Origin of the sequence: Limnohabitans sp. Rim8 (assembly GCF_945901735.1) — a bacterium.
Taxonomy (GTDB): domain Bacteria; phylum Pseudomonadota; class Gammaproteobacteria; order Burkholderiales; family Burkholderiaceae_C; genus Limnohabitans_A.
The window spans coordinates 15,701-36,884 of the sequence record NZ_CAMDLM010000007.1 but is presented as its reverse complement, the minus strand read 5'-3'; the positions used below and the strand labels follow the sequence as shown (position 1 = coordinate 36,884).

Below are 21,184 nucleotides of genomic sequence, written 5' to 3'. Positions count from 1 at the left end.
TGGCCAAACCCGTGCGGGCCAGCCAAAGGGGCGATTTTACCGGTCTCGGCCCAAATCAGGCCTGCGAGCGCAGTCACCTAGGGGCAGACACCACAGCCCATTCGGCCATACACTGCAGGGTATGAACGCCAACCTCATCCTCCTCACGCTCTGCCAGGGCCTTTTCTTCACCAACAACGTCACCTTCATCGCCATCAATGGCTTGGTGGGTCTGTCGATGGCGCCGCTGGGCTGGATGGCGACTTTGCCCGTCATGGGCTATGTGGTGGGTGGTGCCCTGTCGACCGGGCTGGTGGCCAAGAGCCAGTCGCGCTGGGGGCGAAAGGTGTCGTTTCAGCTGGGGCTGGGCGTGGCTTTTTTCTCGGCACTGTTGGCTGCTTATGCCGCCTGGAGCCACAACTTCTGGTTGTTGGTGGCGGCCACGGTGATTGCGGGTTACTACAGCGCCAACGGCCAGCTGTACCGATTTGCCGCGGCCGAGTTAGCGGCGGACGGCTTCAAGGAAAAAGCGGTTTCTTTGGTTTTGGCCGGTGGTTTGATCGGGGCCATCGTGGGCCCCAATCTGGCCTCGCGCACCCGAACTTTGTACGAAGTGCCGTTTTTGGGCGCTTACATGGCGCTGGGCATCGTGGCGATTTTAGCCATGGTCTGCATGGCCTTCATCCGTTTCCCAGAAGTGCCCGCCAAAAAACCGGGCGACAGCGCCGGGCGTCCTTTGAGCGAGATCATGCGCCAGCCGGTGTTCATCGTGGCGGCAGCGGCAGCCGCTTTAAGTTACGGCGTGATGAACCTGCTGATGGCTGCCACCCCGCTGGCCATGCAGGTGTGCGGCTTCAGTTTTGACGACGCGGCGCTGGTGCTGGAGTGGCATGTGATCGCCATGTTTGCGCCGGGCTTTTTCACGGGCCACCTGATCAAGAAATTCGGCACGCTGCAAATCATGGCGGTGGGCGTGGTCATCAACTTCGCATGCATCGCCGTTGCACTCACCGGGGTTGAGTTGCACCAGTTCCTGATCTCGCTGTTTTTGCTGGGCCTGGGCTGGAACTTTTTGTTCACCGGCAGCACCACGCTGGCCATGAAGGCCTGGACCCCTGCTGAAAAAGACCGGGGTCAGGCGGCCATCAACTTCTTTGTGTTTGCCACCATGGCCGTGACCTCGTTCGCATCAGGCGCTTTGGTCACCACACAGGGCTGGGCCTGGTTGAACATCGGCTCGCTGTTTCCGGTGGCGCTGACCGGGGCGGCGCTGGTGTGGATGGTGATCAAACAGAAAAACGTGCCAGCAGCCAGCGCTTGAGCGTGGTGAACACCTGGGCGCGGTAGAGGTCGTTGAAGATCTCGTGGTACATGGCCTCAAAGCACTCGGCCTGCAGCACGGCGGCGGGTGCGGCCCGCGCAAAGTCGGCGCTGGCCTGCGCATTGACCAAGCGGTCCTGGCCTGCGTAGAGCAGCAAGGTGGGTACTTCCCACTTGGCAGCATCAACCAGGGTTTTCCGACCATTCTCCAAAATCCAGGCGGCCAAACCTGCTGAGATGCGCCGGTGCACCAGCGGGTCGGCCTTGTAGGCTTTCACCACATCGGGGTCGCGTGACAAGAACTCGGTTTTCAAGCCGTTGTTCACACGCAGGTGCGGCAGCACACGGGGCAGGCTGGCCAGCAGCATTTTCTGGAACAAGTTGGGAAACGCGCCCAAGGCCGGCGACGACAACACCGCCGCATCGACCGGGCGCAAGCCCTCGGCCAGGGTGCGCGCCACCACCAGACCGCCCATGCTGTGGCCCAACAAAATGAGGGGTGTGCCCTGCAAAGAAGGGTGCTGACGGGTGTCGTCGATCACCCGGCACAAATCGGCCTGCAAGCTGCCGGGGCGCAGCATGTCACCGCGTGCCCCTTCAGATTGGCCGTGGCCTTGCTGGTCGTAGGCGCGCACCGCAAAGCCCCACTGGTGCAAGTGCGCCGCCACCTCGCCGTAGCGACCCGCGTGTTCTCCCACACCATGCACCAAGATCACGGTGCCCAACGGTTGGCTGGCAGGCAGGGCCCAGTCGTACAAGGCCAGTGGGCCCGCCTCACCATGCAAGCCCAACACTTGGGGTCGGGGCAAGGAGGGGCGCGTGGTGACATTCATCAAGGCATCCGCGCCATCACTTCGGCCACGGCCGCCGTGAGCTTTTTGGCGTAAGGCACATGCAAAAACTCGTTCGGCCCGTGGGCATTGCTCTTGGGGCCGAGCACGCCGCAGACCATCATTTGCGCCTTGGGGAAACCCGCGCTCAGCATGCTCATGAGCGGGATGGTGCCGCCTTGCCCGATGTAGCCCACGCCTGCGCCAAAGTGCGCTTGGCTGGAGGCGTTCAGCGCTTGCTCGAACCAGGGCGAGGTGTCGGGGGCATTCCAGCCGGTCGCGCCGCCGCCGCTTTCAAAAGTCACCCGCGCTTGGTACGGTGCGTTGTCTTCGAGCAGGGCTTTCATCTCGGCCACGGCTTGCGCCGCGTCCACCAGGGGCGGCAGGCGCAGGCTGAGCTTGAAGGCGGTATAGGGCCTGAGCACATTGCCTGCGTCTTTGATCGCAGGAAAGCCTTCGGCCCCGGTCACGCTGAGCGTGGGCGTCCAGGTGCGGTTGAGCAGGGCTTGCGTCGGGTCAGTGGTGGTGGGCAGGGCAAAGCTGGTCGAGCCGCCGCAGTCGTAATGTGCCCACGGAAAGCGCTTGTACACCTCGTCGCCCAAAATGGCGGCCGTGGCTTGGGCTTGCGCCAGCCGCTCGGCAGGCACTTCGCAGTGAAAGCTGGCGGGCAGCAGCCGACCGGTGGCGCTGTCTTCGAGGCGGTCAAGCACCTGGCGCATGATGCGAAAGCTCGAGGGCACCAGGCCCGAAGCATCACCCGAGTGGATGCCCTCGGTGAGGATCTGCACCTTGAGCGTGCCACTGGCCATGCCGCGCAAACTTGTTGTGAGCCACAGCTGGTCGTAGTTGCCCGCGCCGCTGTCCAGGCAAATCACCAGGCCCACATCGCCCAGGCGGGCGCGCAAAACGTCCACATAGGGCAGCAAATCATAAGAGCCCGATTCTTCGCAGGTCTCGATCAAACCCACGATGCGCGGGTGGGGGGTCTTTTGGCTTTTCAGGGCCTGCACGGCAGCGATGCTGGCGTAGGCCGCGTAGCCGTCGTCGGCGCCGCCTCGGCCATAGAGCTTGCCGTCTTCATAAACAGGGGTCCAGGGCCCCAGGTCGTTGCGCCAACCGTTGAACTCGGGCTGCTTGTCCAGGTGGCCGTACATCAACACGGTCTGACCCGAGCCTTCGCTGGCGGCGCGCGTGGCCGCCACTTCAAAAAACATGACCGGCGTGCGCCCGGGCAGCTGGATGATCTCGAGCGTGAGGCCCTCGACCTTTTGCGCCTCGACCCATTGGGCAGCGCGGCGCAGCACTGACTCAATGTGGCCGTGCGCAGCCCAGTCGGCGTCAAACGCGGGCGACTTGGCGGGGATCTCGATGTACTTTTTCAGCTCGGGCAGGATGGTGCTGTCCCAGGCTTGGGTGACGTCGTTCAAGGCACGGACGCTGTCGAGCGCGCCATCGGGCATTTCGCGGTGCAGGGGGGCGTTCATGGTGGGTTCTTTCAGGCAGCACAAAAGAAAAACACTTTAGCGCGTTTGGGATGGGCTGGCCACGGCAGGCCCACACAGCCATGACCAAGCCGCGGGTGCGGCGTTTCCAGCTCGGACCGGCCCCACCAGCAGGGGGCAGCTCTTGTCAGCCCGAGCGCTGCCCACTCAAGGGTATTCACTGGGCCTGAAAACCCTAGGACATACCCTGATGCCAAGCTTGAAAAAGAGCGATTGACGCATTTTGTATTGATATCAGTGAACTTAATGCTTTTTATAGCCTATCCCCCGGCGCACTCGGATAAAGCCCGGTGGTTCTGTGGGAAATGTACTCTCGCAAATACTCTCAATTTGCTTTCACAAAACTCAGGAGACCCTTGATGATTCCACCGCGTTTTGAATACCACGCGCCCAAAACCGTCGGCGAGGCGGTGGCCTTGCTCGGCCAATTGGGCTCTGACGCCAAGCTGCTGGCGGGTGGCCACAGCCTGCTGCCGATGATGAAGCTGCGCTTTGCCCAGCCCGAGCACTTGATTGACATCAACCGCATCCCCGAACTCAAGGGCATCCGCGAAGAGGGAGGCACCGTGGTGATCGGCGCGATGACGGTCGAAAACGACCTGATCCGCTCGCCCATCCTGCAAGCCAAAGTGCCTTTGCTCTGCGAGGCGGCCAAGCTGATCGCTGACCCGCAGGTGCGCAACCGTGGCACGATTGGCGGCGACATCGCCCATGGTGACCCCGGTAACGACCACCCCGCGCTGTCGATCGCCATCGACGCCTCGTTCGTGCTGGAAGGCCCGAACGGCCGCCGCACCGTGGCTGCGAACGGCTTTTTCCTCGGCACCTACATGACGCTGCTTGAAGAAAACGAAGTCATGTGCGAAATCCGCGTGCCCGCTTTCGCGGCTGGCACGGGCTACGCCTACGAAAAGCTCAAGCGCAAAACCGGTGACTGGGCGACAGCCGGTTGCGCTGTGGTCATCCGCAAGACGGGCGACCAAGTCAGCCATGTGCGCATTGCCCTGACCAACGTGGCCCCTACGGCGCTTCACGCTGAAGCCGCAGAAGCCGCTTTGTTGAACAAGCCCTTCAACGCTGCCAACGTACAAGCCGCAGTGGCAGCCGCCATCGCGATTTGCGACCCCGCAGAAGACCTGCGTGGCGACATCGAATACAAGACCGCCATGGCCGGTGAAATGGTCAAGCGCGCCCTCAACAAAGCCTGGGCGCTGTGCGCTTAAATTTTAGGGATACACCATGACTAAAAAACTCATCACCGTTTCCGTCAATGGCAAGAAAGAAGAAAAAGCTGTTGAGCCACGCACCCTGCTGATCCATTTTTTGCGCGAAGAGCTCAATCTGACCGGCGCGCACATCGGATGTGAAACCAGCCACTGCGGTGTCTGTACGGTGGACATCGACGGCCAATCGGTCAAATCCTGCACCCACTTGGCGATTCAGTGCGACGGCTCGGAAGTGCTCACCGTCGAAGGCTTGGCCAACAAAGGCGTGTTGCACGCGGTGCAAGAAGGCTTTTACAAAGAGCACGGCCTGCAATGCGGTTTTTGCACGCCCGGCATGCTGATGCGCGCCTACCGCTTCCTTCAAGAAAACCCAAACCCCAGCGAAGACGAGATTCGCCATGGCATGAGCGGCAACTTGTGCCGTTGCACGGGCTATCAAAACATCATCAAAGCCGTCCAGTACGCCGCCAAAAAACTGCAAGAGCCCGTTGCGGCTTGATGCGAAAACCATTTGATCGGAGACACACATGAACGCACCGGTACTTTCCGCTGAAGCCCGCGAACTCGCGCTGGCAGGCATGGGCGCATCACGCCTGCGCAAAGAAGACGCCCGCTTTATCCAAGGCAAGGGCAACTACGTGGACGACATCAAGATGCCCGGCATGCTGCACATGGACATCGTGCGCAGCCCGATTGCCCACGGCCGCATTGTCAAGATCAACAAAGAAGCGGCACTGGCCATCCCCGGCGTGCACGCCGTGCTGACCGCCGACGACCTGAAGCCCCTCAAGCTGCACTGGATGCCCACCCTGGCCGGTGACGTGGCCGCGGTGCTGGCCGACGAGAAGGTGCACTTCCAGATGCAGGAAGTCGCCATCGTCATCGCCGACGACCGCTACATCGCCGCCGACGCGGTGGAAGCCGTGGAAGTCGAATATGAAGAACTGCCCGTGGTGATGGATCCCTATGCGGCGCTGCAACCCGGCGCGCCCGTCATTCGTGATGACCTGGCGGGCAAGACCGAAGGCGCGCACGGCAAGCGCGACCACCACAACCACATCTTCACGTGGGATGCCGGTGACAAGTCGGCCGCCGACGCCGCCTTTGACAAGGCCGAAGTGACCGTGTCGCAGCACATGTACTACCCCCGCGTGCACCCTTGCCCGCTCGAGACCTGCGGTTGCGTGGCCTCGTTCGACCCGATCAAGGGCGATCTGACCACCTTTATCACCTCACAGGCTCCTCACATTGTGCGCACCGTGGTGTCCATGCTCTCGGGCATCCCCGAATCCAAAGTGCGTATCGTCAGCCCCGACATCGGTGGTGGCTTCGGCAACAAAGTGCCGATCTACCCGGGCTATGTGTGCGCCATCGTCGCGTCCATCGTGCTGGGCCGCCCCGTCAAGTGGGTCGAAGACCGCATCGAAAACATCTCGAGCACGGGCTTTGCCCGCGACTACCACATGGACGGCGAACTGGCCGCCACAGCCGACGGCAAGATCACCGGCCTCCGTGTGAACGTGGTGGCCGACCACGGCGCGTTTGACGCCTGTGCCGACCCGACCAAGTTCCCCGCTGGCATGTTCCACATCGTGTCGGGCAGCTACGACATTCCGGCAGCACACGCCAGTGTCAAGGGCGTGTACACCAACAAGGCCCCCGGTGGCGTGGCGTACCGCTGCTCCTTCCGGGTGACCGAAGCGGTGTACCTGATTGAACGCATGGTCGACGTGCTGGCGCAAAAGCTGGGCATGGACAAAGCCGAGATCCGCGCCAAAAACTTCATCAAAAAAGAACAGTTCCCCTACAAAAGCGCCTTCGGTTTCGATTTCGACTCGGGCGACTACCAGACGGCACTCGACAAAGTGCTCGAAGCCGTGGACTACAAAGGCTTGCGCGCTGAGCAAGCGGTCAAACGCGCCGACCCCAACAGCCCCACGCTGATGGGCATTGGCTTGGTGACCTTCACCGAAGTCGTGGGTGCCGGCCCTTCAAAGATCTGCGACATCTTGGGTGTGGGCATGTTCGACTCGTGCGAAATCCGCATTCACCCCACCGGCAGCGCGATTGCGCGCATGGGTACCATCACGCAGGGTCAGGGCCACCAGACCACTTATGCGCAGATCATCGCCACCGAGTTGGGCATTCCGTCTGAAGTGATTCAGGTGGAGGAAGGCGACACCTCGACTGCGCCTTACGGCCTGGGCACTTACGGTTCACGCTCCACCCCCGTGGCCGGTGCGGCCATTGCCCTGGCGGCCCGCAAGATCCATGCAAAAGCCCGCAAGATCGCTGCCCACATGCTCGAAGTCAACGAAAACGACCTCGACTGGGAAGTCGACCGCTTCAAAGTCAAGGGCGACGACAGCCAATTCAAAACCATGGCCGAGGTGGCATGGCAGGCTTACCACCAGCCGCCAGATGGCCTGGAGCCAGGTTTGGAGGCCGTGCATTACTACGACCCACCGAACTTCACCTTCCCCTTTGGCATCTACCTGTGCGTGGTGGACATCGACCGTGCCACCGGCGAGACCAAAATCCGCCGCTTTTATGCGCTGGACGACTGCGGCACCCGCATCAACCCGATGATCATCGAAGGCCAGATTCATGGCGGTCTGACCGAAGGCTTTGCCGTGGCCATGGGCCAGCAAATGCCTTTCGATGCGCAGGGCAACCTGCTGGGCAACACGCTGATGGACTACTTCTTGCCCACCTTCGTGGAAACCCCGCATTGGGAAACCGACCATACCGTGACCCCTTCGCCCCACCACCCGCTGGGCGCCAAGGGCGTGGCCGAGTCGCCACACGTGGGCTCGATCCCCACCTTCACCTCGGCGGTGGTGGATGCCTTCTCGCACTTGGGTGTCACGCACCTGGACATGCCGCACAACGCTTTCCGAACCTGGAAAGCATTGCGCGAGCACGGCGCAGCCTTGTAATCAGGAAAGACCATGGAAGTCAAACTCGACAAACAATACCCGCTCGATGTGGATGCCGCACGGGCGTGGACCTTGCTCACCGACCTGAAGGCCACGGCCAACTGCATGCCCGGTGCCGAAATCACCGAGCAGCTGTCCGAGACCTCGTTCAAGGGCGGCGTCAAGGTCAAGGTCGGCCCCGCTGTAGCCCAGTTTGGCGGCACGGTGGACGTGGTCGAAGCCGTGCCCGCTGAACGCAAGATGGTCTTGCGCGGCAAAGGGGCTGACAAAGGCGGCTCGTCCGCCTCGATGGACCTGACCGCCATCATCACCGCCGATCCGGCCAACCCCGCGCATTGCGTGCTGAACGGCCAGGCCGCCGTGATCGTGAACGGCAAGTTCGCGCAGTTTGGCGGGCGCATGATGGTGCAGGTGTCCGACATGCTGCTGGCCCAGTTTGTCGAGAACTTCCGTCAGACCGCGCTGACCTTGCCTGCGGCTGAGGGCTCGCCTGCACCTGCAGCGGGCCATTCGGAGGCAGCAGCCGCTGCCACCAGCACAGCCGCACCCGCTGCACCGCTGGTGGCACGCGAAATCAATGGCTTGGCCATCTTCTGGTCTTTGGTGAAAAGCTGGTTCGGTGGCTTGTTCGGCAAGAAAGCCTAAGCATGACGACGCCAGACCAGCCCGGACGTCCTGCGGCACAGGAGCGCTTGCTGCGCGAGCGGCTGCAGCTTGCGGGCTATCTGGCCGACGGAGACCTGGCCACCACCGTGTGGCTGGCGTCTGCTTTGCAGCGCCCCCTGCTGATAGAAGGCGACGCGGGTGTGGGAAAGACCGCCTTGGCCACGGCCCTTGCGCAATCACAAAACGCCACATTGATCCGCCTGCAGTGCTTTGAAGGCCTGGACCTGGCGCAAGCCGCTTACGAGTGGAACTACGGCCGCCAGTTGATGGCGATCCGCATGAGCGAATCAGCTCAAAACGGCGGCAGTCAGAAAGAATCGGCTCGTCTTCGTGAAGTCGACGTGTTCAGCCGCGACTATTTGCTCGAGCGCCCCTTGCTGCGAGCCATCAGTCAGACCGGCCCTTGTGTGCTGCTGATCGACGAAATCGACCGCGCCGACGAAGCCTTTGAAGCCTTTTTGCTCGAAGTGCTGGCCGAATACCAGATCACCGTGCCCGAAATCGGCACGATCCGCGCCTCGCACATTCCGCAGGTCATTTTGACCAGCAACGGCACGCGTGAATTGTCGGACGCGCTGCGCCGCCGCTGCCTGTACCACTACCTCGATTACCCGACGCTGGCGCGAGAGATCGCCATCGTCAAAGCTGCCTTTCCGCAGGTCGATACCCGGCTGGTGGAAGACGCTGTGCAGTTCGTGCAGCGCCTGCGCCGCGAAGACCTGGCCAAGATCCCCGGCATTGCCGAAACTCTGGATTGGGTGAGCGCGCTCTTTCAGATGCGCCACAACAGCTTGCCCGAAGACATGTCAGCGGTGCTCGGCACCTTGGGCTGCCTGCTCAAAACCCGTGAAGATCGCTTCTTGATGGGACCGGACCGTTTACGGCAGTTGGTCGAAGGCCGCCGCACCGTAGGCGTGGCCGAAAACAACACAGAGCAGGCCAAGGCCGCCGCATGACCGCTGTCGCCACCCCGATCGCCCAGAGCGCCACCGCGCCCTCCGAGCGTCTGGCGGGTTTTGCCGCACTGCTGCGCGACCACGGCCTCACGGTGGGTGTGGCCGAGCAGCAGGCCATGCTGCAAGCGGCCTCGCACTTTGGGCCACTCCAAGAAAAACCCTTGCAAGCCGCGTGGCGTGCGATTGCTTGCCACAGCCACCGCGAATGGCAGCTCTGGCCCGATGTGTACGAGCGCTTTTGGCACCCCGAAAAATTGCGTGGCGGCGTCAAGCTCAGCGGCCAGACCCGGCCCAGTCGCAACCTGCGCCAAAGCGTGCAAGCGCTGCACGACCAGATGGACGCGGCGCAACAACCGAACACCCAAGCCAATGGCCAGCAGGCCGTGCCCCCAACCGCTGGCGACTCGGCATCGAGCCCGCTGGATGAACAGGACAGCGGGACGCCCCGCGCCCAAGGCGGCGCCAGCCGCACCGAAGCCCTGCACCAGCGCGATGGCCAAATGTGGATGCCGCAAGAGTTGAGCGCGCTGCAACAACTGGCGCGCCAGATCACCGCCCAACTGCAGCCCAACCCCACCCGCCGCTGGCGCGTGGCCCCGCGCGGCCAGCGGTTGGATTTGCGCCAGACCCTGCGCCGCAGCGTGGCCTGGGGTGGCGAGTTGATGCAGCCGGCATGGAAAGTCAAACGCGTAGAGCCGCCACGCCTGTTCATCCTGGCCGATGTGAGCCGCTCGATGGAGTCGCACGCCGCGCTGTTCTTGCGCGTGGCCCGCGCTTTTGCGCTCGAGGCCGATGCCCGGGTGTTTGTGTTCCACACCCGCCTGGCCGAAGTCACGCCCTACATGCACCGCGACACCCCCGCCATTCAGGAGAAGGTCAACGCCGTGACGGCGGGCTTTGGCGGTGGCACGCGCATTGCCGCCAGCTTGCAAGAATTTGCCCGCCAGCATGCTCGAGCTCAACTCAACCGGGGCGCACGCGTGTGGGTGTTCTCGGACGGCTTTGACACCGACGGGCCGGACCTGCTGGATGCCTCTTTGCAGGAAGTGCGCGCACGCGGTGCCCGCATCACCTGGTTTCACCCCAAGCGCCAGGTGCCCGCAGCAGGGGCCTTACAGCGCGCCCGCAACCGCATCGAGCGTTTTGTGCCGCTGGCCAGCTTGGCCGATTTGGCCGCAGCCCGACACGTTTTGCGCTGACCCTTGAATTTGAGGAGAACACACATGAACCGCAACGAATGGATCACCCAGGCCGCCCGACTGCAAAGCGCGGACCAGCCTTTTGCCTTGGTCACAGTCTTGAGCGCCCAGGCCCCCACATCGGGCAAAGCAGGCGACAAAGCGGTGGTCACCTCAGACGGTCAGATTCACGGCTGGATTGGCGGCGGTTGCGCCCAACCCGCAGTCATCAAAACCGTGCGTCGCGCTCTGCTGGACGGCCAGCCTCGCAAAATTCGCATCTCCCCGTCGGAAGAAAGCGCCGAACGCGATTTGGGCGATGTGCTCGAATTCGGCATGGCCTGCCATTCGGGCGGCTCGCTCGAATTGTTCGTCGACCCGGTCATGCCCTCGGCCACCTTGACGGTGGTGGGCGACTCGCCTGTGGCGCGTGCGCTGGTCGGCCTGGCCCCCCGTGTGGGCCTGCGTGTGGCGGTGGTGGCGCAGGGCGCGCAGGCTGCAGACTTTCCGGATGCCGACACCGTGCTGGACAGCGACGATGAATCTGAAGTGCGCGCCCGTTTGGCATCGCCCTTTGTGGTCGTGGCCACACAAGGCCGCCGCGATGTGCAGGGCCTCAAAGCCGCGCTGGCCTTGCAGCCGCAAGGCCTGTGGTTTGTGGCCAGTGCGCGCAAGGCAGGGGTGCTGCTCGATTCGCTGGTAGCCAGCGGTGAAGATCCTGCAGCTGTGGCTCGCATCATGGCCCCGGCCGGCGCCATCATTGGCGCGCAAACGCCCGAAGAAATTGCTTTGTCCGTGCTGACCTCGGTGGTGGCAGCGCGGCGTGGGCGCGAGACTTTGGTGCCTCAGCTTCAGGCTGCTTTGGTTTCGTCCAGGGCTTCAGTGTCGTCTACACCGTCTGTGCCATCTGTTGAAGCTTCTGCTGCTGGGTCGTCTTCTTGCTGCCCGACAACTGCGGTCAGCGAGCCCAAGGAGGCCGCAAGCGAGAAGGCCGTCGTACCGGTGGCTGCCAACAGTTGCTGCGGTGGGGCCAAAAAGGCCGCAGCTTCACCCGCAGCCACTGCGCCCAAGTCTGGTGTCGCGCCGGCCCTTACAGCCGAGCCGCACACAGCGCTGGCCACTGTGGCAGCATCGGCCAAATCATCTTGCTGCGGAGGCTGATCATGGGTTGCATTCTCAAAGGCGGTGGGGGCTTGTACAGCCGAGTCACCGTGGGCGCGGTGTTGTTGGCGGCGGGCTCGGGTTCGCGCATGGGGCACCGGCCTAAAAGTTTGCTGGAGCTGGGCGGCGTGCCGCTCATTCGCCGCCAGTTGATCGCGCTGTCGGGCGCGGGTGTGGACGAAGTTGTGGTGGTGCTGGGCCACTACGCTGACCGCATCGAAGAGGCGGTCAAGGAATTCCCTGTCACGTTGGTGCGCAACTCCGATCCGGATGCGGGACAAATTTCTTCGCTGCGTCTGGGCTTGCAGGCTCTGTCGCCCAAACTCGATGCGGTGCTGGTGGCCCTGGCCGACCAGCCGCTCATCAATTCGCAAGACATCAACGACCTGATCGGGGCCTACAAAAAGCGGCCCACTGGCGCGCAAGTGGTGCAGCCCACGGTCGATGGCTTGCCGGGCAACCCGGTCATGTTCAGCACCGAGGTGCGCGACCAGATTCTGGCAGGCGCAGCGAATGTGGGTTGCCGCCAATGGCAGTCGGCCAACCCCGAACAAGTCCACCCTTGGGCCACGACCAACACCCGTTACCGCACCGATGTGGACACGCTCGATGACATCGAGGCACTGGCCGCACGCACCGGGCACCGGCTCAAGTGGCCGGCTGATTTGATGGTCACGGCCTGATCCGTTGAGCCCTGCATCGCCATGATTCAGCCCGACCCGCTCCACCAGCTTTGGCTCACGCCCATCGGCGTGCACCGTTTCGCGAAGGCCGAGGCGGTCAACGAGATATTGGTGCGCGTGTTCCAGACCATGCGCGCCACCGACCCGGCTGTGTCGGGTGAGCCCAAAGCCTTTTACGCCAGCCGCGACGATTTGCTGCAACGCATACGCCTGGCCGAATGGGAACAGCTGGTGCGCTTTATCGTGGACAGCGTGCGCCAGACGGTGGTGCTGGCCAACCAAGGCGCTTGGCCTGAAGCCAAACCGGGCTTTCAGATCGCGCTGCGCGGCATCTGGTTTCAAGTTTCCAGCCAGGGCAGCCACCACGATGTACACACCCATGGCAACTGTTCGTGGTCGGGCGTGTATTGCCTGCAAGTCGATCCGCCCGAGCAGCGCTGTGCGCACCCGGTGCTGGGCGCAGCCAATGGCGTGACACGTTTTTATGGCCCGCACTTCAACCGTTTGGGCGGCGCGGCCATGGATTTTGGCAATGCCTATTTGCAAAACGCCCACCTGGACATCGAACCGGTGCCGGGCCAGTTGGTGGTGTTTCCTTCGTGGCTGGCGCACCAAGCCATGCCCTACCACGGCAGAGCCGACCGGGTGATCGTGTCGTTCAACGTGAGTGTGCACGCGGCCGGTGGGTCTGACCAATTGCATGGGTACGCCCATGTCTGACACCCAAGTGGCTGGGCCTCAAGCCCAAAGGGCTTTGACCCATGCCCGGGAAGTGGCGCATTGGCTGGTCCTGTTGCTCGGCTGGCTGTGGCTGGGCGAGCGGGGCATGCAGTTGGGTTGGTCCTGGGCCAGTGGGGTGTTGGCCGTGGCCATGTGGTGGTCTGTGCGCTTGTTGTGCAGAGGCAGTGCTTGGACCTTCAGATGTGCACCATGGGCCATGGGGCTCTTGGGCGTGTTCACGGTTGGCGGTGCAGGTGCGCTGGAACGCGCAGCAGGTCTGCCTTGGGCCCACGGCTTGCTACTGGGTTTGGCGGTGGTGTGGGGTTTGTGGAGTGCCTTGATCGAAACACGCAGTCACGTCAGCACTTTCAGGCTAGGCCCTGTGGCTTGGCATCCTGTCTTGGCCGCCGCGCTGGTGGCTTGTTGCTGGCACTGGCCTGATGGGGCGCCCTTCACGCATGGCGGCGTCATGGCCTTGTTGGCGGCGTGTGCGGGCTTTCTGTATGCTCATGACCGATCCACAGCAAGCCAAACGCCCGCTTGTCGCGGACCGCGTGCTCCTCTTCAAACTTTGCTGGCACCCTCGGCCATGGGCTTGATGATGGGCACCTTGTGGTTGGGCAATGCTTGGTGCTCAAGCCTGGGGTGGAGCAATGAACAAATGGTCGGGGCCCACTTGGCGCTGATGGCGGGTTTGCCTTGTCTGACGGCTTTGCTGATGCGGGGTTTCTTGCCCTCCCATGCGGCCTCAGCGCTGCAGGTTCATGCCAGCTTGTGTTTGCTGGTTTTGGGCGCGCTGATGCTGCTGGGCGACAGCCTTGTTCACACCATCCTGGTGATGCTCTTGCCTTCGCTGGCATGGGCGGTGCATTGCAGCCGTCAGCGCGCAGCGGTTGATGCTCGGCAAAAGCTTGCACCTTGGTTGACGCGTATTTTGGCGCTTGTGCTGGGGCCACTTTTATTGTTGGCGGTTGGTGCGGCAAGTCCTTTGCAAGGCCCATGGGCCATGCAGTCAGCGTTGGCTCTGCTCGGTGTGTTGGCGGCAGGACAGCTGGTTTTTTTGTGGTGGCGAAAACAGGGTTTGCACCTGCCTTTTTTGGCGATTTAAAGCAAACCGGCCCGCTATGATCATTTCAAATATAAATACGACAAATCCATGAACAGCATCGACATTGACGTGATCCGCACAGCCCTGGACTGGCAAAGCCGGGGCCACCGCGTGGTCTTGGGCACGGTGGTCCGCACCTGGGGCTCGGCCCCGCGCCCGCCCGGCTCGCTGATGATCATCCGGGACGACGGCCAGGTGGCGGGTTCGGTCTCGGGCGGTTGCATCGAAGACGATTTGATCCGCCGCGTGGCCGCTGGCGAGTTGGCGCTGCGTCTGCCCGACACCACCACCTATGGCCAGACGGCCGAAGAGGTGCGCCGCTTTGGCCTGCCCTGCGGCGGCTCGGTGCAGGTGGTGCTGGAGCCTTTGTCACCCCAGTCACAACTGCGCGAATTGCTGGCCTTGATCGAGCAGCACCAACGCGTGGAGCGGCGCATGGACATGGCCACCGGCTTGGTGCGCATGGGTGCCGCCACCGAAGGCGACAAGTTGCAGTTTGACGGCCAAAGCCTGACCACCGTGCACGGCCCGCGCCTGCGTTTGCTCATCGTTGGCGGTGGTCAGCTGTCGCGCTATCTGGCCGCCATGGCCGTGATGCTGGACTACCAGGTCACGGTGTGCGAGCCGCGTGTCGAATACCACGAGGGCTGGGAAGCCATGAGCGGTGTGACCTTGTCGAAAGAGATGCCCGACGACCTGGTGCTGGCCATGCAGCTGGACCACAACAGCGCCGTGGTGGCCGTGACACACGACCCCAAGCTGGACGATCTGGCCCTGATGGAGGCGCTGCGCACCCCCGCGTTTTATGTGGGCGCATTGGGCTCGCAGCACAACAACGCGCAACGCCGCAAGCGCTTGCTGGATTTTGATGTGAGCGAAGCCGAAGTTCGCCAATTACACGGCCCCGTGGGCCTGAACCTGGGCGCCTTGACACCCCCCGAAATCGCCATGAGCATCGTGGCCGAAATGACCGCCTTGCGCCGGGGCACCGATCTGAGCCAAGCGCTCAGCAATTGGGAAGGCTCGAAGACGTTGTGCGGGCTGGTTTGACAGGGCTTAGGCAGTGACAACGTCTAAGATAAGCTTCAGTGAGATCAACAGCAAACCTACTTGCACCCATTTGAAGAACCAGTCATCGGCGATCTTGCGCGTGAAGTAGGCGCCCGCCACGGTGCCCACCAGGGCAAACGGGATCAGCACCAATGCACCCATCAGTTCGTTGGGGCCATAGGGTTGCAGCGTGTGGTAAGGCCACAGCTTGGCCAGGTTGATGAAGGCAAAAAACAAGGTCGAGGTGCCCGCAAACACCAGCTTGGGCAGTTTTTGTGGCAACAGGTAAACCTGAAACGGTGGACCCCCCGCATGCGAGATGAAACTGGTAAAACCGGACAAACTGCCCCACAACATGCCTTGACGCCAACGGGCAGGTGTCGGTGCTGGCTCGGCATGGCGCTTGCGCCAGGCGTTGAGCACAAAGCCCACACCCAAGAGGCCGATCATCATTTTCACGGCCGTATCTGATACCAGCGAGGCCGTGAGCCAGCCCACCAGCACACCACCCACGCCAGCTGGAACGAGAATTTTCAGGTTGATGGCGCTGAAGTTTTTGCGGTACAGCCACAAGCCCACCATGTCGGAGATGATGTAAATCGGCAGCAGCATCACCACCGCTTTGACCGGGGACATGAACAGCGAAAGAATCGGCACAGACAGCATGCCCACGGTGGGCAAGCCGCCTTTGGACAAGCCCACCATGGCCGCAGCCAGCCCGGCCCAGATCAGGTAATTCGCATCGGCCATGTCACATCAGGCGTTGCGCTTTGCCCAGCCCGGATCGCACCCCTGTTCGTACCTGCGTGCTCATAAATACCCGCGCGCCCAAGTCAGGCCACGCGAGGTGCCACCTGCCGAGGCATCGGCCGGGTTGTACTCACAGCCGATCCAGCCGTCCCAGCCGCACTCGACCGACACTTTGTCGATGACCTGGAAAATGTGCATCCAATTCACTTCGCCCGTGCCCGGCTCGTGGCGGTGCGGCACCTCGGCGATCTGGAAGTGCCCGACCCGGCCTGTGGGCAGGTACTGTGCAATCTTGGCGCTCAGGTCGCCTTCCACGATCTGGCAATGGAACAGGTCCATCTGCACCTTCACATGGCTTGCGCCCACGGCCTGCACGATGCGGTGCGCGTGGTCTTGGCGGTTCAGGTGAAAACCCGGCACGCTGCGGGTGTTGATGGGCTCGATCAGCACATCACGCCCGGCCTTGGCGGCTTCTATGGCAGCCCATTGCAGGTTGCTGATGAGGGTCGCGTCTGCGGCCTCTGCGCTGGCACCCTCAGAGCGCAAACCCACCATGGCGTGGATGCGTGGGCAGTTCAGGGCCTCGGCATACACCAGAGCTTGCGCAAAGCCGACTCTGAACTCGGCTTCGCGTCCGGGCACACTGGCCGTGCCCCGGCTGCCGCTCTCCCACGCTTGGGTGATGCTGGCGCTGTCGGTGCCACCCGGTGGGGCGTTGAAGAGCACCTGCTGCAAGCCGTTGGCCTGCAATCGGGCCGCCAGCTCTTGCGCGGGGAATGCATAGGGAAACAAATACTCCACGGCCTTGAAACCGTCTTTCGCCGCGGCTTCAAAGCGGTCCAGAAACGGCAGGTCGGGGTACATCATGGAGAGGTTGGCGGCTAAGCGGGGCATGAGAGTCTTTCAGAAAAAAGGCGTTCCACAACGGGGCTTGTGACCCCGGACAGGATTCGAGTTCCATGTGCCATGGGCATCACCACCGCGCGCCAAAAGTCTGACGCAAATCGTCCAAGACGCTCGCGTTCAGCGGTGTCGTGTGGGGCGACAGCAGCATGAGCCGAGCGGTTTCTTCCAGCTCTTCCAGCGTGGCCATGGCTGCAGCGGGTGTGTCGTGCCAAACATTCGGCCCCAGGCGGGACAGCATCACGGCGCGGATCGGTGTGGCCTGAGCCGCGTATTGGCGGATCAGCGTGGCCACCTCTTTGGCCGCGTCGGGGCTGCCAGGGCGGTGGTAACGCACCAGGGGCACATGGCCGACTTTCATCACAAAGTAGGGGGTGATGGGCGCCAGCAATTCGGGGCCGACGGCGTTCAGGCTGAGCGCCACGCAGTGCGTGCTGTGGGTGTGGATCACGCAGCGCGTGTCGGCATCCCGCTCGCAAGCAGCAGCGTAAATCTGCCGGTGCATGGCGATGGTTTTGCTGCCCTTGTCGCCACTGACTTGCTGGCCTTGCAGGTCGAGTTTGGCCAGGCGAGCCGGGTCCAATAAACCCAGGCACGCATCGGTGGGTGTGATGAGAAAACCATCGTCCAGACGCACACTGATGTTGCCCGCCGTGGCGTGCACAAAGCCGCGTTCAAACAGGCTGCGGCCCACGCGGCAGATCTCTTCACGGGCTTGGGATTCGGTCACAAAAAGGCTCCAATGGTCATCGGTGCATTTTAGAAAGATGTTTTGCAAACATCGCGTCGGACCTGAAGGCCCGACCTACAGAAATACCGCACCCCAAGTCGTTAGGCGCCTTCAGGTCCGATGACAGCGCCAAAACCTCATCCCCGTAGGTCGGGGCCTTCAGGTCCGACGTTGCGTTGGTGCAGCGCGGCCAGACGCTCACTGCAGCACCCCAAACGCCTTGCTGAAAAAGTCGTCGGTGCCAAAGTTGCCCGACTTGAGCGCGATGTGCACACCGCCTTGGGCTGAAGGCGCATGGCACCACGGCACGCCCGGGTCGATTTGCGGGCCGATTTGCAGCTGCGCAATGCCCAGCGCCTGCACGCAAGCGCCCGAGGTTTCACCCCCGGCCACCACCAACTGCTGCACGCCCAGATCCACCAAGCCACGCGCCACAGACCCCAGGGCATGTTCGACCAAAGCACCCGCCTCGGCCACACCCAGCTGCGCTTGTACGGCTTTTACAGCGTCGGGCTCGGCGGTGGAATAGACCAACACCGGGCCATCCTTCAAGAGTGGCGCAGCCCAAGCCAGCACCTGCCGAACCACGGCATCGCTTTGCCCGTTCATCAGGCTGGCGGGGTCAATGGCCATCGCAGGTCGGCCAGAGCTTTTGAAGTGCGCGACTTGCGCTTGGGTGGCCAGCGAGCAGCTGCCCGAGACCACGGCTTGCAAACCACAGGCCGCAGGCAACTGGCTCGCTTGCACAGAAGGCTGCAGCCCAAAATTGCCCGGCAAGCCAATGGCCACGCCCGAGCCTGCTGTCACCAAGGGCAGGTCTTTTAAAGCCGGGCCGAGCAACAACAGGTCGGCGTTACTGGTCGCGTCCACCACCGCCACGCCCACACCCTGGCTGCGCAACTCGGCGATGCGTACGCGGATCACGGCTTCACCTTGCGCCACCGCTTTGTAATCGATCAACCCCACCGGGCGCTGGGTTTGCGCCTGCATCACACGCACCAGGTTCGCATCCTGCATGGGCGTGAGCGGGTGGTTTTGCATGCCCGACTCATTGAGCAGCACGTGGCCCGCAAACAAATAGCCCTTGAACACGGTGCGCCCGTTGTCCGGAAAGGCGGGTGTGGCGATGGTGAAGTCCGTGCCCAACGCGTCCATCAGCGCCTCGGTCACCGGGCCAATGTTGCCCTCGGGTGTGCTGTCAAAAGTGGAGCAGTATTTGAAATAGATTTGCTCAGCACCCTGCGCTTGCAGCCACTTCAAGGCGTCGAGTGATTGCGCAATCGCCTCTGCAGCCGGGATGGTGCGCGACTTGAGCGCCACCACCACCGCGTCTACATCGGCCGCCAGTGGCGACGCAGGCACGCCAATCGTTTGCACCACCCGCATGCCCGAGCGCACCAGGTTGTTGGCCAGGTCCGTGGCGCCGGTGAAGTCGTCGGCGATACAACCGAGTTTGATCTTCATGCCTTGCCTTTCGGCAACTCAATGCCCGGAAAAATCTTGATGACTGCGCTGTCGTCTTCCTTGGCAAAGCCTGCAGTGCTGGCTTGCATGAACATCTGGTGCGCGGTGCTGGACAGCGGCAGTGGGAACTTGCTGGCACGCGCCATGTCGAGCACCAGCCCCAAATCTTTGACAAAAATGTCCACGGCCGAGAGCGGCGTGTAGTCGGCCGCCAGCACATGGGCCATGCGGTTTTCAAACATCCAGCTGTTGCCCGCGCTGTGGGTGATCACCTCGTACAGCGCGGCCGGGTCCACCCCTTCGCGCAGGCCCAGCGCCATGGCTTCGGCCGCAGCGGCGATGTGCACGCCCGCCAGCAGTTGGTTGATGATCTTGACCTTGCTGCCCGCGCCCGCGCTGTCGCCCAGCTTGTAGACCTTGGCGGCCATGGCGTTTAAGAACGGCTCGGCTACGGCATAGGCCTCGGGCTTGGCGGCGGTCATCATGGTCATCTGGCCGGATGCCGCTTTGGCTGCACCGCCCGAAATCGGCGCATCCACGTAGCGCAGACCCAGGGCTTCGAGGCGCGCTTCCAATGCCACCGACCAATTCGGGTCGACAGTGGAGCACATCACGAACACGCTGCCGGGCTTCATGCTGGCGGTGCAACCGGGGGTGGAGCCATCGCCAAACAGCACGGCTTCGGTCTGCGCGGCATTCACCACCACCGACACGACCACATCGCACGCGGCGCCCAAAGATGCCAGAGTGTCGTGCGCTGTGCCGCCTGCATGGGTGAAAGTCTCGGCCACCTCGCGGCGCACATCAAACACCTGCACGCTGTGCCCGGCGCGGCGCAGAGATGACGCCATGCCCGAGCCCATGGCCCCCAATCCAATCAAACCCACTGTGGTCATGTCATTTCTCCAGAATCAAGTGCTCAAAAAATATCGGCAAAACGCGGCGTTCAATCCAGCGTGATTTTGGCAAAGGCCGCCACTTTTTTCCATTGCGCCGTATCGACCTGCATGAAGCTGGCCAGGCCTTGCGCGTTAGCCCAAGCGGGCTCGGCACCGGCCTTGAGCATGGCGGCTTTCACCTCGGGCTGGTTGGCCACGCGCTCCAGCGCTTGTTCCAGCTTTTGCGCTACCGGTGCAGGCAAGCCCGCAGGCGCGGCCACGCCAAACCAGGCAAACACCTGGTAGCCCTTCATGCCCGCCTCTTCCATGGTGGGCACATTGGGCAGGGCGCTGCTACGCTGGGGCGTGGTCACGGCCAGGGCCTTGAGCTTGCCGCCGTTGATCAGGCCCAGCGCCGAAGGCAGGTTGTCAAACATCATGTTCACCTCGCCCGCCATGAGGCCGGTCAGGCCGGCCGCCGCGCCCCGGTAAGGGATGTGCGTGACGAACGCGCCCGATTGGCTTTTGTACAGCTCGGCGCTCAGGTGCAGCGACGTGCCCTGCCCGTTGGAGGCGTAATTGAGTTGACCCGGCTTGGATTGGGCCAGCGCGGTGAGTTCGGCCAGGGTGTTGATGCCAGCAGCCGGGTTGACCACCAGCACATTGGGCACGCGGCCCAGCAAGGCCACCGGGGCGATTTGCTCAGGCTTGTAAGGCAGCTTGCTGTAAAGCGCCGGGCTGATCGTGAGCGGCGGCGAAGCCATAAGCAAGGTGTAACCATCTGCCGCCGCACGCGCCGCCTCGGCCGCACCCAGGTTGCCACCGGCACCCGGCTTGTTGTCGATGACGATAGGCTGCCCCAGCTCTTGCGCCAGCTTGGGCGCGACCAGACGGGCCATGTTGTCGATCAGGCCACCGGGTGGAAAGGGCACCACCAGTTTGATGGGGCGGGTGGGCCAGGCTTGGGCCAACGCCGACGAAGCCATAAAAGGTGTGGCGATGGCCAAGGCGGTAGCGGCCACGAGCCAATTTCTGCGTTGCATGGGGGGTTCCTTGGTGTGAATTGATCAGGTCATCATACAAATTTTGAGCCCGACCTGCATCGGGATTTGTCCTGAGCCTGAGGCGATCAAAGCCAAAC

At 62.8% G+C, this 21,184-nt stretch carries 20 protein-coding genes; 12 read left to right on the top strand and 8 right to left on the bottom strand.

Translation table 11 applies throughout. The features are described 5' to 3' along the window. Positions 1 to 121 precede the first annotated feature (121 nt). On the top strand, positions 122 to 1,300 hold the full coding sequence (locus Q0O99_RS05030) for an MFS transporter (RefSeq protein ID WP_293749205.1): 1,179 nt from the start codon (positions 122 to 124) through the stop codon (positions 1,298 to 1,300). Here Q0O99_RS05030 and Q0O99_RS05025 read toward each other — a convergent pair. Both Q0O99_RS05025 and Q0O99_RS05020 read right to left on the bottom strand, forming a co-directional pair. After that, positions 1,266 to 2,132, bottom strand: coding sequence for an alpha/beta hydrolase (locus Q0O99_RS05025; protein WP_293749203.1), 867 nt, complete (start codon positions 2,130 to 2,132; stop codon positions 1,266 to 1,268). The two genes, Q0O99_RS05030 and Q0O99_RS05025, sit on opposite strands and share 35 nt — an antisense overlap. Then, positions 2,132 to 3,613 carry a M20 family metallopeptidase gene (locus tag Q0O99_RS05020; protein ID WP_293749201.1) on the bottom strand — a complete coding sequence of 494 codons (1,482 nt, stop codon included), beginning with the start codon at positions 3,611 to 3,613 and terminating at the stop codon, positions 2,132 to 2,134. The genes Q0O99_RS05025 and Q0O99_RS05020 overlap by 1 nt, the downstream gene beginning before the upstream one ends. A gap of 377 nt (positions 3,614 to 3,990) precedes the next feature. Here Q0O99_RS05020 and Q0O99_RS05015 point away from each other — a divergent pair, with 377 nt between their 5' ends. Genes Q0O99_RS05015 through Q0O99_RS04965 form a run of 11 tightly spaced genes read left to right on the top strand, consistent with a single transcriptional unit; the run spans position 3,991 to position 15,318 of the window. Further along, a complete protein-coding gene (locus Q0O99_RS05015; protein WP_293749199.1) occupies positions 3,991 to 4,854 on the top strand; it encodes a xanthine dehydrogenase family protein subunit M in 864 nt (287 codons plus the stop codon). Positions 4,855 to 4,870: 16 nt separating this feature from the next. Then, positions 4,871 to 5,356, top strand: a complete 486-nt coding sequence (locus Q0O99_RS05010) for a (2Fe-2S)-binding protein (protein WP_293749197.1) — start codon at positions 4,871 to 4,873, stop codon at positions 5,354 to 5,356. Positions 5,357 to 5,384: 28 nt separating this feature from the next. Then, positions 5,385 to 7,796: an aerobic carbon-monoxide dehydrogenase large subunit gene (locus Q0O99_RS05005; protein WP_293749195.1), complete on the top strand. Its 2,412-nt coding sequence runs from the start codon at positions 5,385 to 5,387 to the stop codon at positions 7,794 to 7,796. Between the two features lie 12 nt (positions 7,797 to 7,808). Then, positions 7,809 to 8,441 carry a CoxG family protein gene (locus tag Q0O99_RS05000; protein ID WP_293749193.1) on the top strand — a complete coding sequence of 211 codons (633 nt, stop codon included), beginning with the start codon at positions 7,809 to 7,811 and terminating at the stop codon, positions 8,439 to 8,441. A gap of 2 nt (positions 8,442 to 8,443) precedes the next feature. Beyond that, positions 8,444 to 9,418 carry a MoxR family ATPase gene (locus Q0O99_RS04995; RefSeq protein WP_293749191.1) on the top strand — a complete coding sequence of 325 codons (975 nt, stop codon included), beginning with the start codon at positions 8,444 to 8,446 and terminating at the stop codon, positions 9,416 to 9,418. Beyond that, a complete protein-coding gene (locus Q0O99_RS04990) occupies positions 9,415 to 10,617 on the top strand; it encodes a VWA domain-containing protein (protein WP_293749189.1) in 1,203 nt (400 codons plus the stop codon). Before Q0O99_RS04995 ends, Q0O99_RS04990 begins: the two co-directional genes overlap by 4 nt. Positions 10,618 to 10,641: 24 nt before the next feature. Then, positions 10,642 to 11,757 carry an XdhC family protein gene (locus Q0O99_RS04985; protein ID WP_293749188.1) on the top strand — a complete coding sequence of 372 codons (1,116 nt, stop codon included), beginning with the start codon at positions 10,642 to 10,644 and terminating at the stop codon, positions 11,755 to 11,757. Positions 11,758 to 11,759: 2 nt separating this feature from the next. After that, positions 11,760 to 12,440, top strand: a complete 681-nt coding sequence (locus tag Q0O99_RS04980; RefSeq protein WP_293749186.1) for a nucleotidyltransferase family protein — start codon at positions 11,760 to 11,762, stop codon at positions 12,438 to 12,440. A gap of 21 nt (positions 12,441 to 12,461) precedes the next feature. After that, the gene (locus Q0O99_RS04975; RefSeq protein WP_293749184.1) at positions 12,462 to 13,160 is read left to right on the top strand and encodes a TIGR02466 family protein; all 699 of its coding nucleotides are present in this window, start codon (positions 12,462 to 12,464) and stop codon (positions 13,158 to 13,160) included. Further along, the gene (locus tag Q0O99_RS04970) at positions 13,153 to 14,268 is read left to right on the top strand and encodes a hypothetical protein (protein WP_293749182.1); all 1,116 of its coding nucleotides are present in this window, start codon (positions 13,153 to 13,155) and stop codon (positions 14,266 to 14,268) included. Before Q0O99_RS04975 ends, Q0O99_RS04970 begins: the two co-directional genes overlap by 8 nt. A gap of 48 nt (positions 14,269 to 14,316) precedes the next feature. Beyond that, entirely contained in the window at positions 14,317 to 15,318 is a 1,002-nt protein-coding gene (locus tag Q0O99_RS04965; RefSeq protein ID WP_293749180.1) for an XdhC family protein, read from the top strand. A 6-nt stretch (positions 15,319 to 15,324) separates the two neighbouring features. Here the strand turns inward: Q0O99_RS04965 and Q0O99_RS04960 are convergent, their stop codons facing one another. The 6 genes from Q0O99_RS04960 to Q0O99_RS04935 form a co-directional block, all read right to left on the bottom strand. Continuing rightward, positions 15,325 to 16,068, bottom strand: a complete 744-nt coding sequence (locus Q0O99_RS04960; RefSeq protein WP_293749178.1) for a sulfite exporter TauE/SafE family protein — start codon at positions 16,066 to 16,068, stop codon at positions 15,325 to 15,327. A gap of 60 nt (positions 16,069 to 16,128) precedes the next feature. Continuing rightward, positions 16,129 to 16,962: a 2-oxo-tetronate isomerase gene (otnI, locus tag Q0O99_RS04955; RefSeq protein WP_293749176.1), complete on the bottom strand. Its 834-nt coding sequence runs from the start codon at positions 16,960 to 16,962 to the stop codon at positions 16,129 to 16,131. A 79-nt stretch (positions 16,963 to 17,041) separates the two neighbouring features. Further along, positions 17,042 to 17,701, bottom strand: a complete 660-nt coding sequence (locus Q0O99_RS04950) for an aldolase (RefSeq protein ID WP_293749174.1) — start codon at positions 17,699 to 17,701, stop codon at positions 17,042 to 17,044. A gap of 198 nt (positions 17,702 to 17,899) precedes the next feature. Further along, positions 17,900 to 19,165, bottom strand: a complete 1,266-nt coding sequence (otnK, locus tag Q0O99_RS04945) for a 3-oxo-tetronate kinase (protein WP_293749172.1) — start codon at positions 19,163 to 19,165, stop codon at positions 17,900 to 17,902. Next, complete coding sequence (gene ltnD / locus Q0O99_RS04940; RefSeq protein ID WP_293749170.1) at positions 19,162 to 20,061, bottom strand: L-threonate dehydrogenase; 900 nt, start codon at positions 20,059 to 20,061, stop codon at positions 19,162 to 19,164. The genes otnK and ltnD overlap by 4 nt, the downstream gene beginning before the upstream one ends. 50 nt (positions 20,062 to 20,111) lie before the next feature. Further along, positions 20,112 to 21,086 (bottom strand): tripartite tricarboxylate transporter substrate binding protein, encoded by a 975-nt coding sequence (locus Q0O99_RS04935; RefSeq protein WP_293749168.1) that lies wholly within the window; start codon positions 21,084 to 21,086, stop codon positions 20,112 to 20,114. Between the last annotated feature and the right edge of the window lie 98 nt (positions 21,087 to 21,184).

What these genes read in the sequence shown, in the direction of transcription:
- Q0O99_RS05030 (WP_293749205.1), top strand. Translation starts at nt 122, where the DNA reads ATGAACGCCAACCTCATCCTCCTCACGCTCTGCCAGGGCCTTTTCTTC.
- Q0O99_RS05025 (WP_293749203.1), bottom strand. Translation starts at nt 2,132, where the DNA reads ATGAATGTCACCACGCGCCCCTCCTTGCCCCGACCCCAAGTGTTGGGC.
- Q0O99_RS05020 (WP_293749201.1), bottom strand. Translation starts at nt 3,613, where the DNA reads ATGAACGCCCCCCTGCACCGCGAAATGCCCGATGGCGCGCTCGACAGC.
- Q0O99_RS05015 (WP_293749199.1), top strand. Translation starts at nt 3,991, where the DNA reads ATGATTCCACCGCGTTTTGAATACCACGCGCCCAAAACCGTCGGCGAG.
- Q0O99_RS05010 (WP_293749197.1), top strand. Translation starts at nt 4,871, where the DNA reads ATGACTAAAAAACTCATCACCGTTTCCGTCAATGGCAAGAAAGAAGAA.
- Q0O99_RS05005 (WP_293749195.1), top strand. Translation starts at nt 5,385, where the DNA reads ATGAACGCACCGGTACTTTCCGCTGAAGCCCGCGAACTCGCGCTGGCA.
- Q0O99_RS05000 (WP_293749193.1), top strand. Translation starts at nt 7,809, where the DNA reads ATGGAAGTCAAACTCGACAAACAATACCCGCTCGATGTGGATGCCGCA.
- Q0O99_RS04995 (WP_293749191.1), top strand. Translation starts at nt 8,444, where the DNA reads ATGACGACGCCAGACCAGCCCGGACGTCCTGCGGCACAGGAGCGCTTG.
- Q0O99_RS04990 (WP_293749189.1), top strand. Translation starts at nt 9,415, where the DNA reads ATGACCGCTGTCGCCACCCCGATCGCCCAGAGCGCCACCGCGCCCTCC.
- Q0O99_RS04985 (WP_293749188.1), top strand. Translation starts at nt 10,642, where the DNA reads ATGAACCGCAACGAATGGATCACCCAGGCCGCCCGACTGCAAAGCGCG.
- Q0O99_RS04980 (WP_293749186.1), top strand. Translation starts at nt 11,760, where the DNA reads ATGGGTTGCATTCTCAAAGGCGGTGGGGGCTTGTACAGCCGAGTCACC.
- Q0O99_RS04975 (WP_293749184.1), top strand. Translation starts at nt 12,462, where the DNA reads ATGATTCAGCCCGACCCGCTCCACCAGCTTTGGCTCACGCCCATCGGC.
- Q0O99_RS04970 (WP_293749182.1), top strand. Translation starts at nt 13,153, where the DNA reads ATGTCTGACACCCAAGTGGCTGGGCCTCAAGCCCAAAGGGCTTTGACC.
- Q0O99_RS04965 (WP_293749180.1), top strand. Translation starts at nt 14,317, where the DNA reads ATGAACAGCATCGACATTGACGTGATCCGCACAGCCCTGGACTGGCAA.
- Q0O99_RS04960 (WP_293749178.1), bottom strand. Translation starts at nt 16,068, where the DNA reads ATGGCCGATGCGAATTACCTGATCTGGGCCGGGCTGGCTGCGGCCATG.
- otnI (WP_293749176.1), bottom strand. Translation starts at nt 16,962, where the DNA reads ATGCCCCGCTTAGCCGCCAACCTCTCCATGATGTACCCCGACCTGCCG.
- otnK (WP_293749172.1), bottom strand. Translation starts at nt 19,165, where the DNA reads ATGAAGATCAAACTCGGTTGTATCGCCGACGACTTCACCGGCGCCACG.
- ltnD (WP_293749170.1), bottom strand. Translation starts at nt 20,061, where the DNA reads ATGACCACAGTGGGTTTGATTGGATTGGGGGCCATGGGCTCGGGCATG.
- Q0O99_RS04935 (WP_293749168.1), bottom strand. Translation starts at nt 21,086, where the DNA reads ATGCAACGCAGAAATTGGCTCGTGGCCGCTACCGCCTTGGCCATCGCC.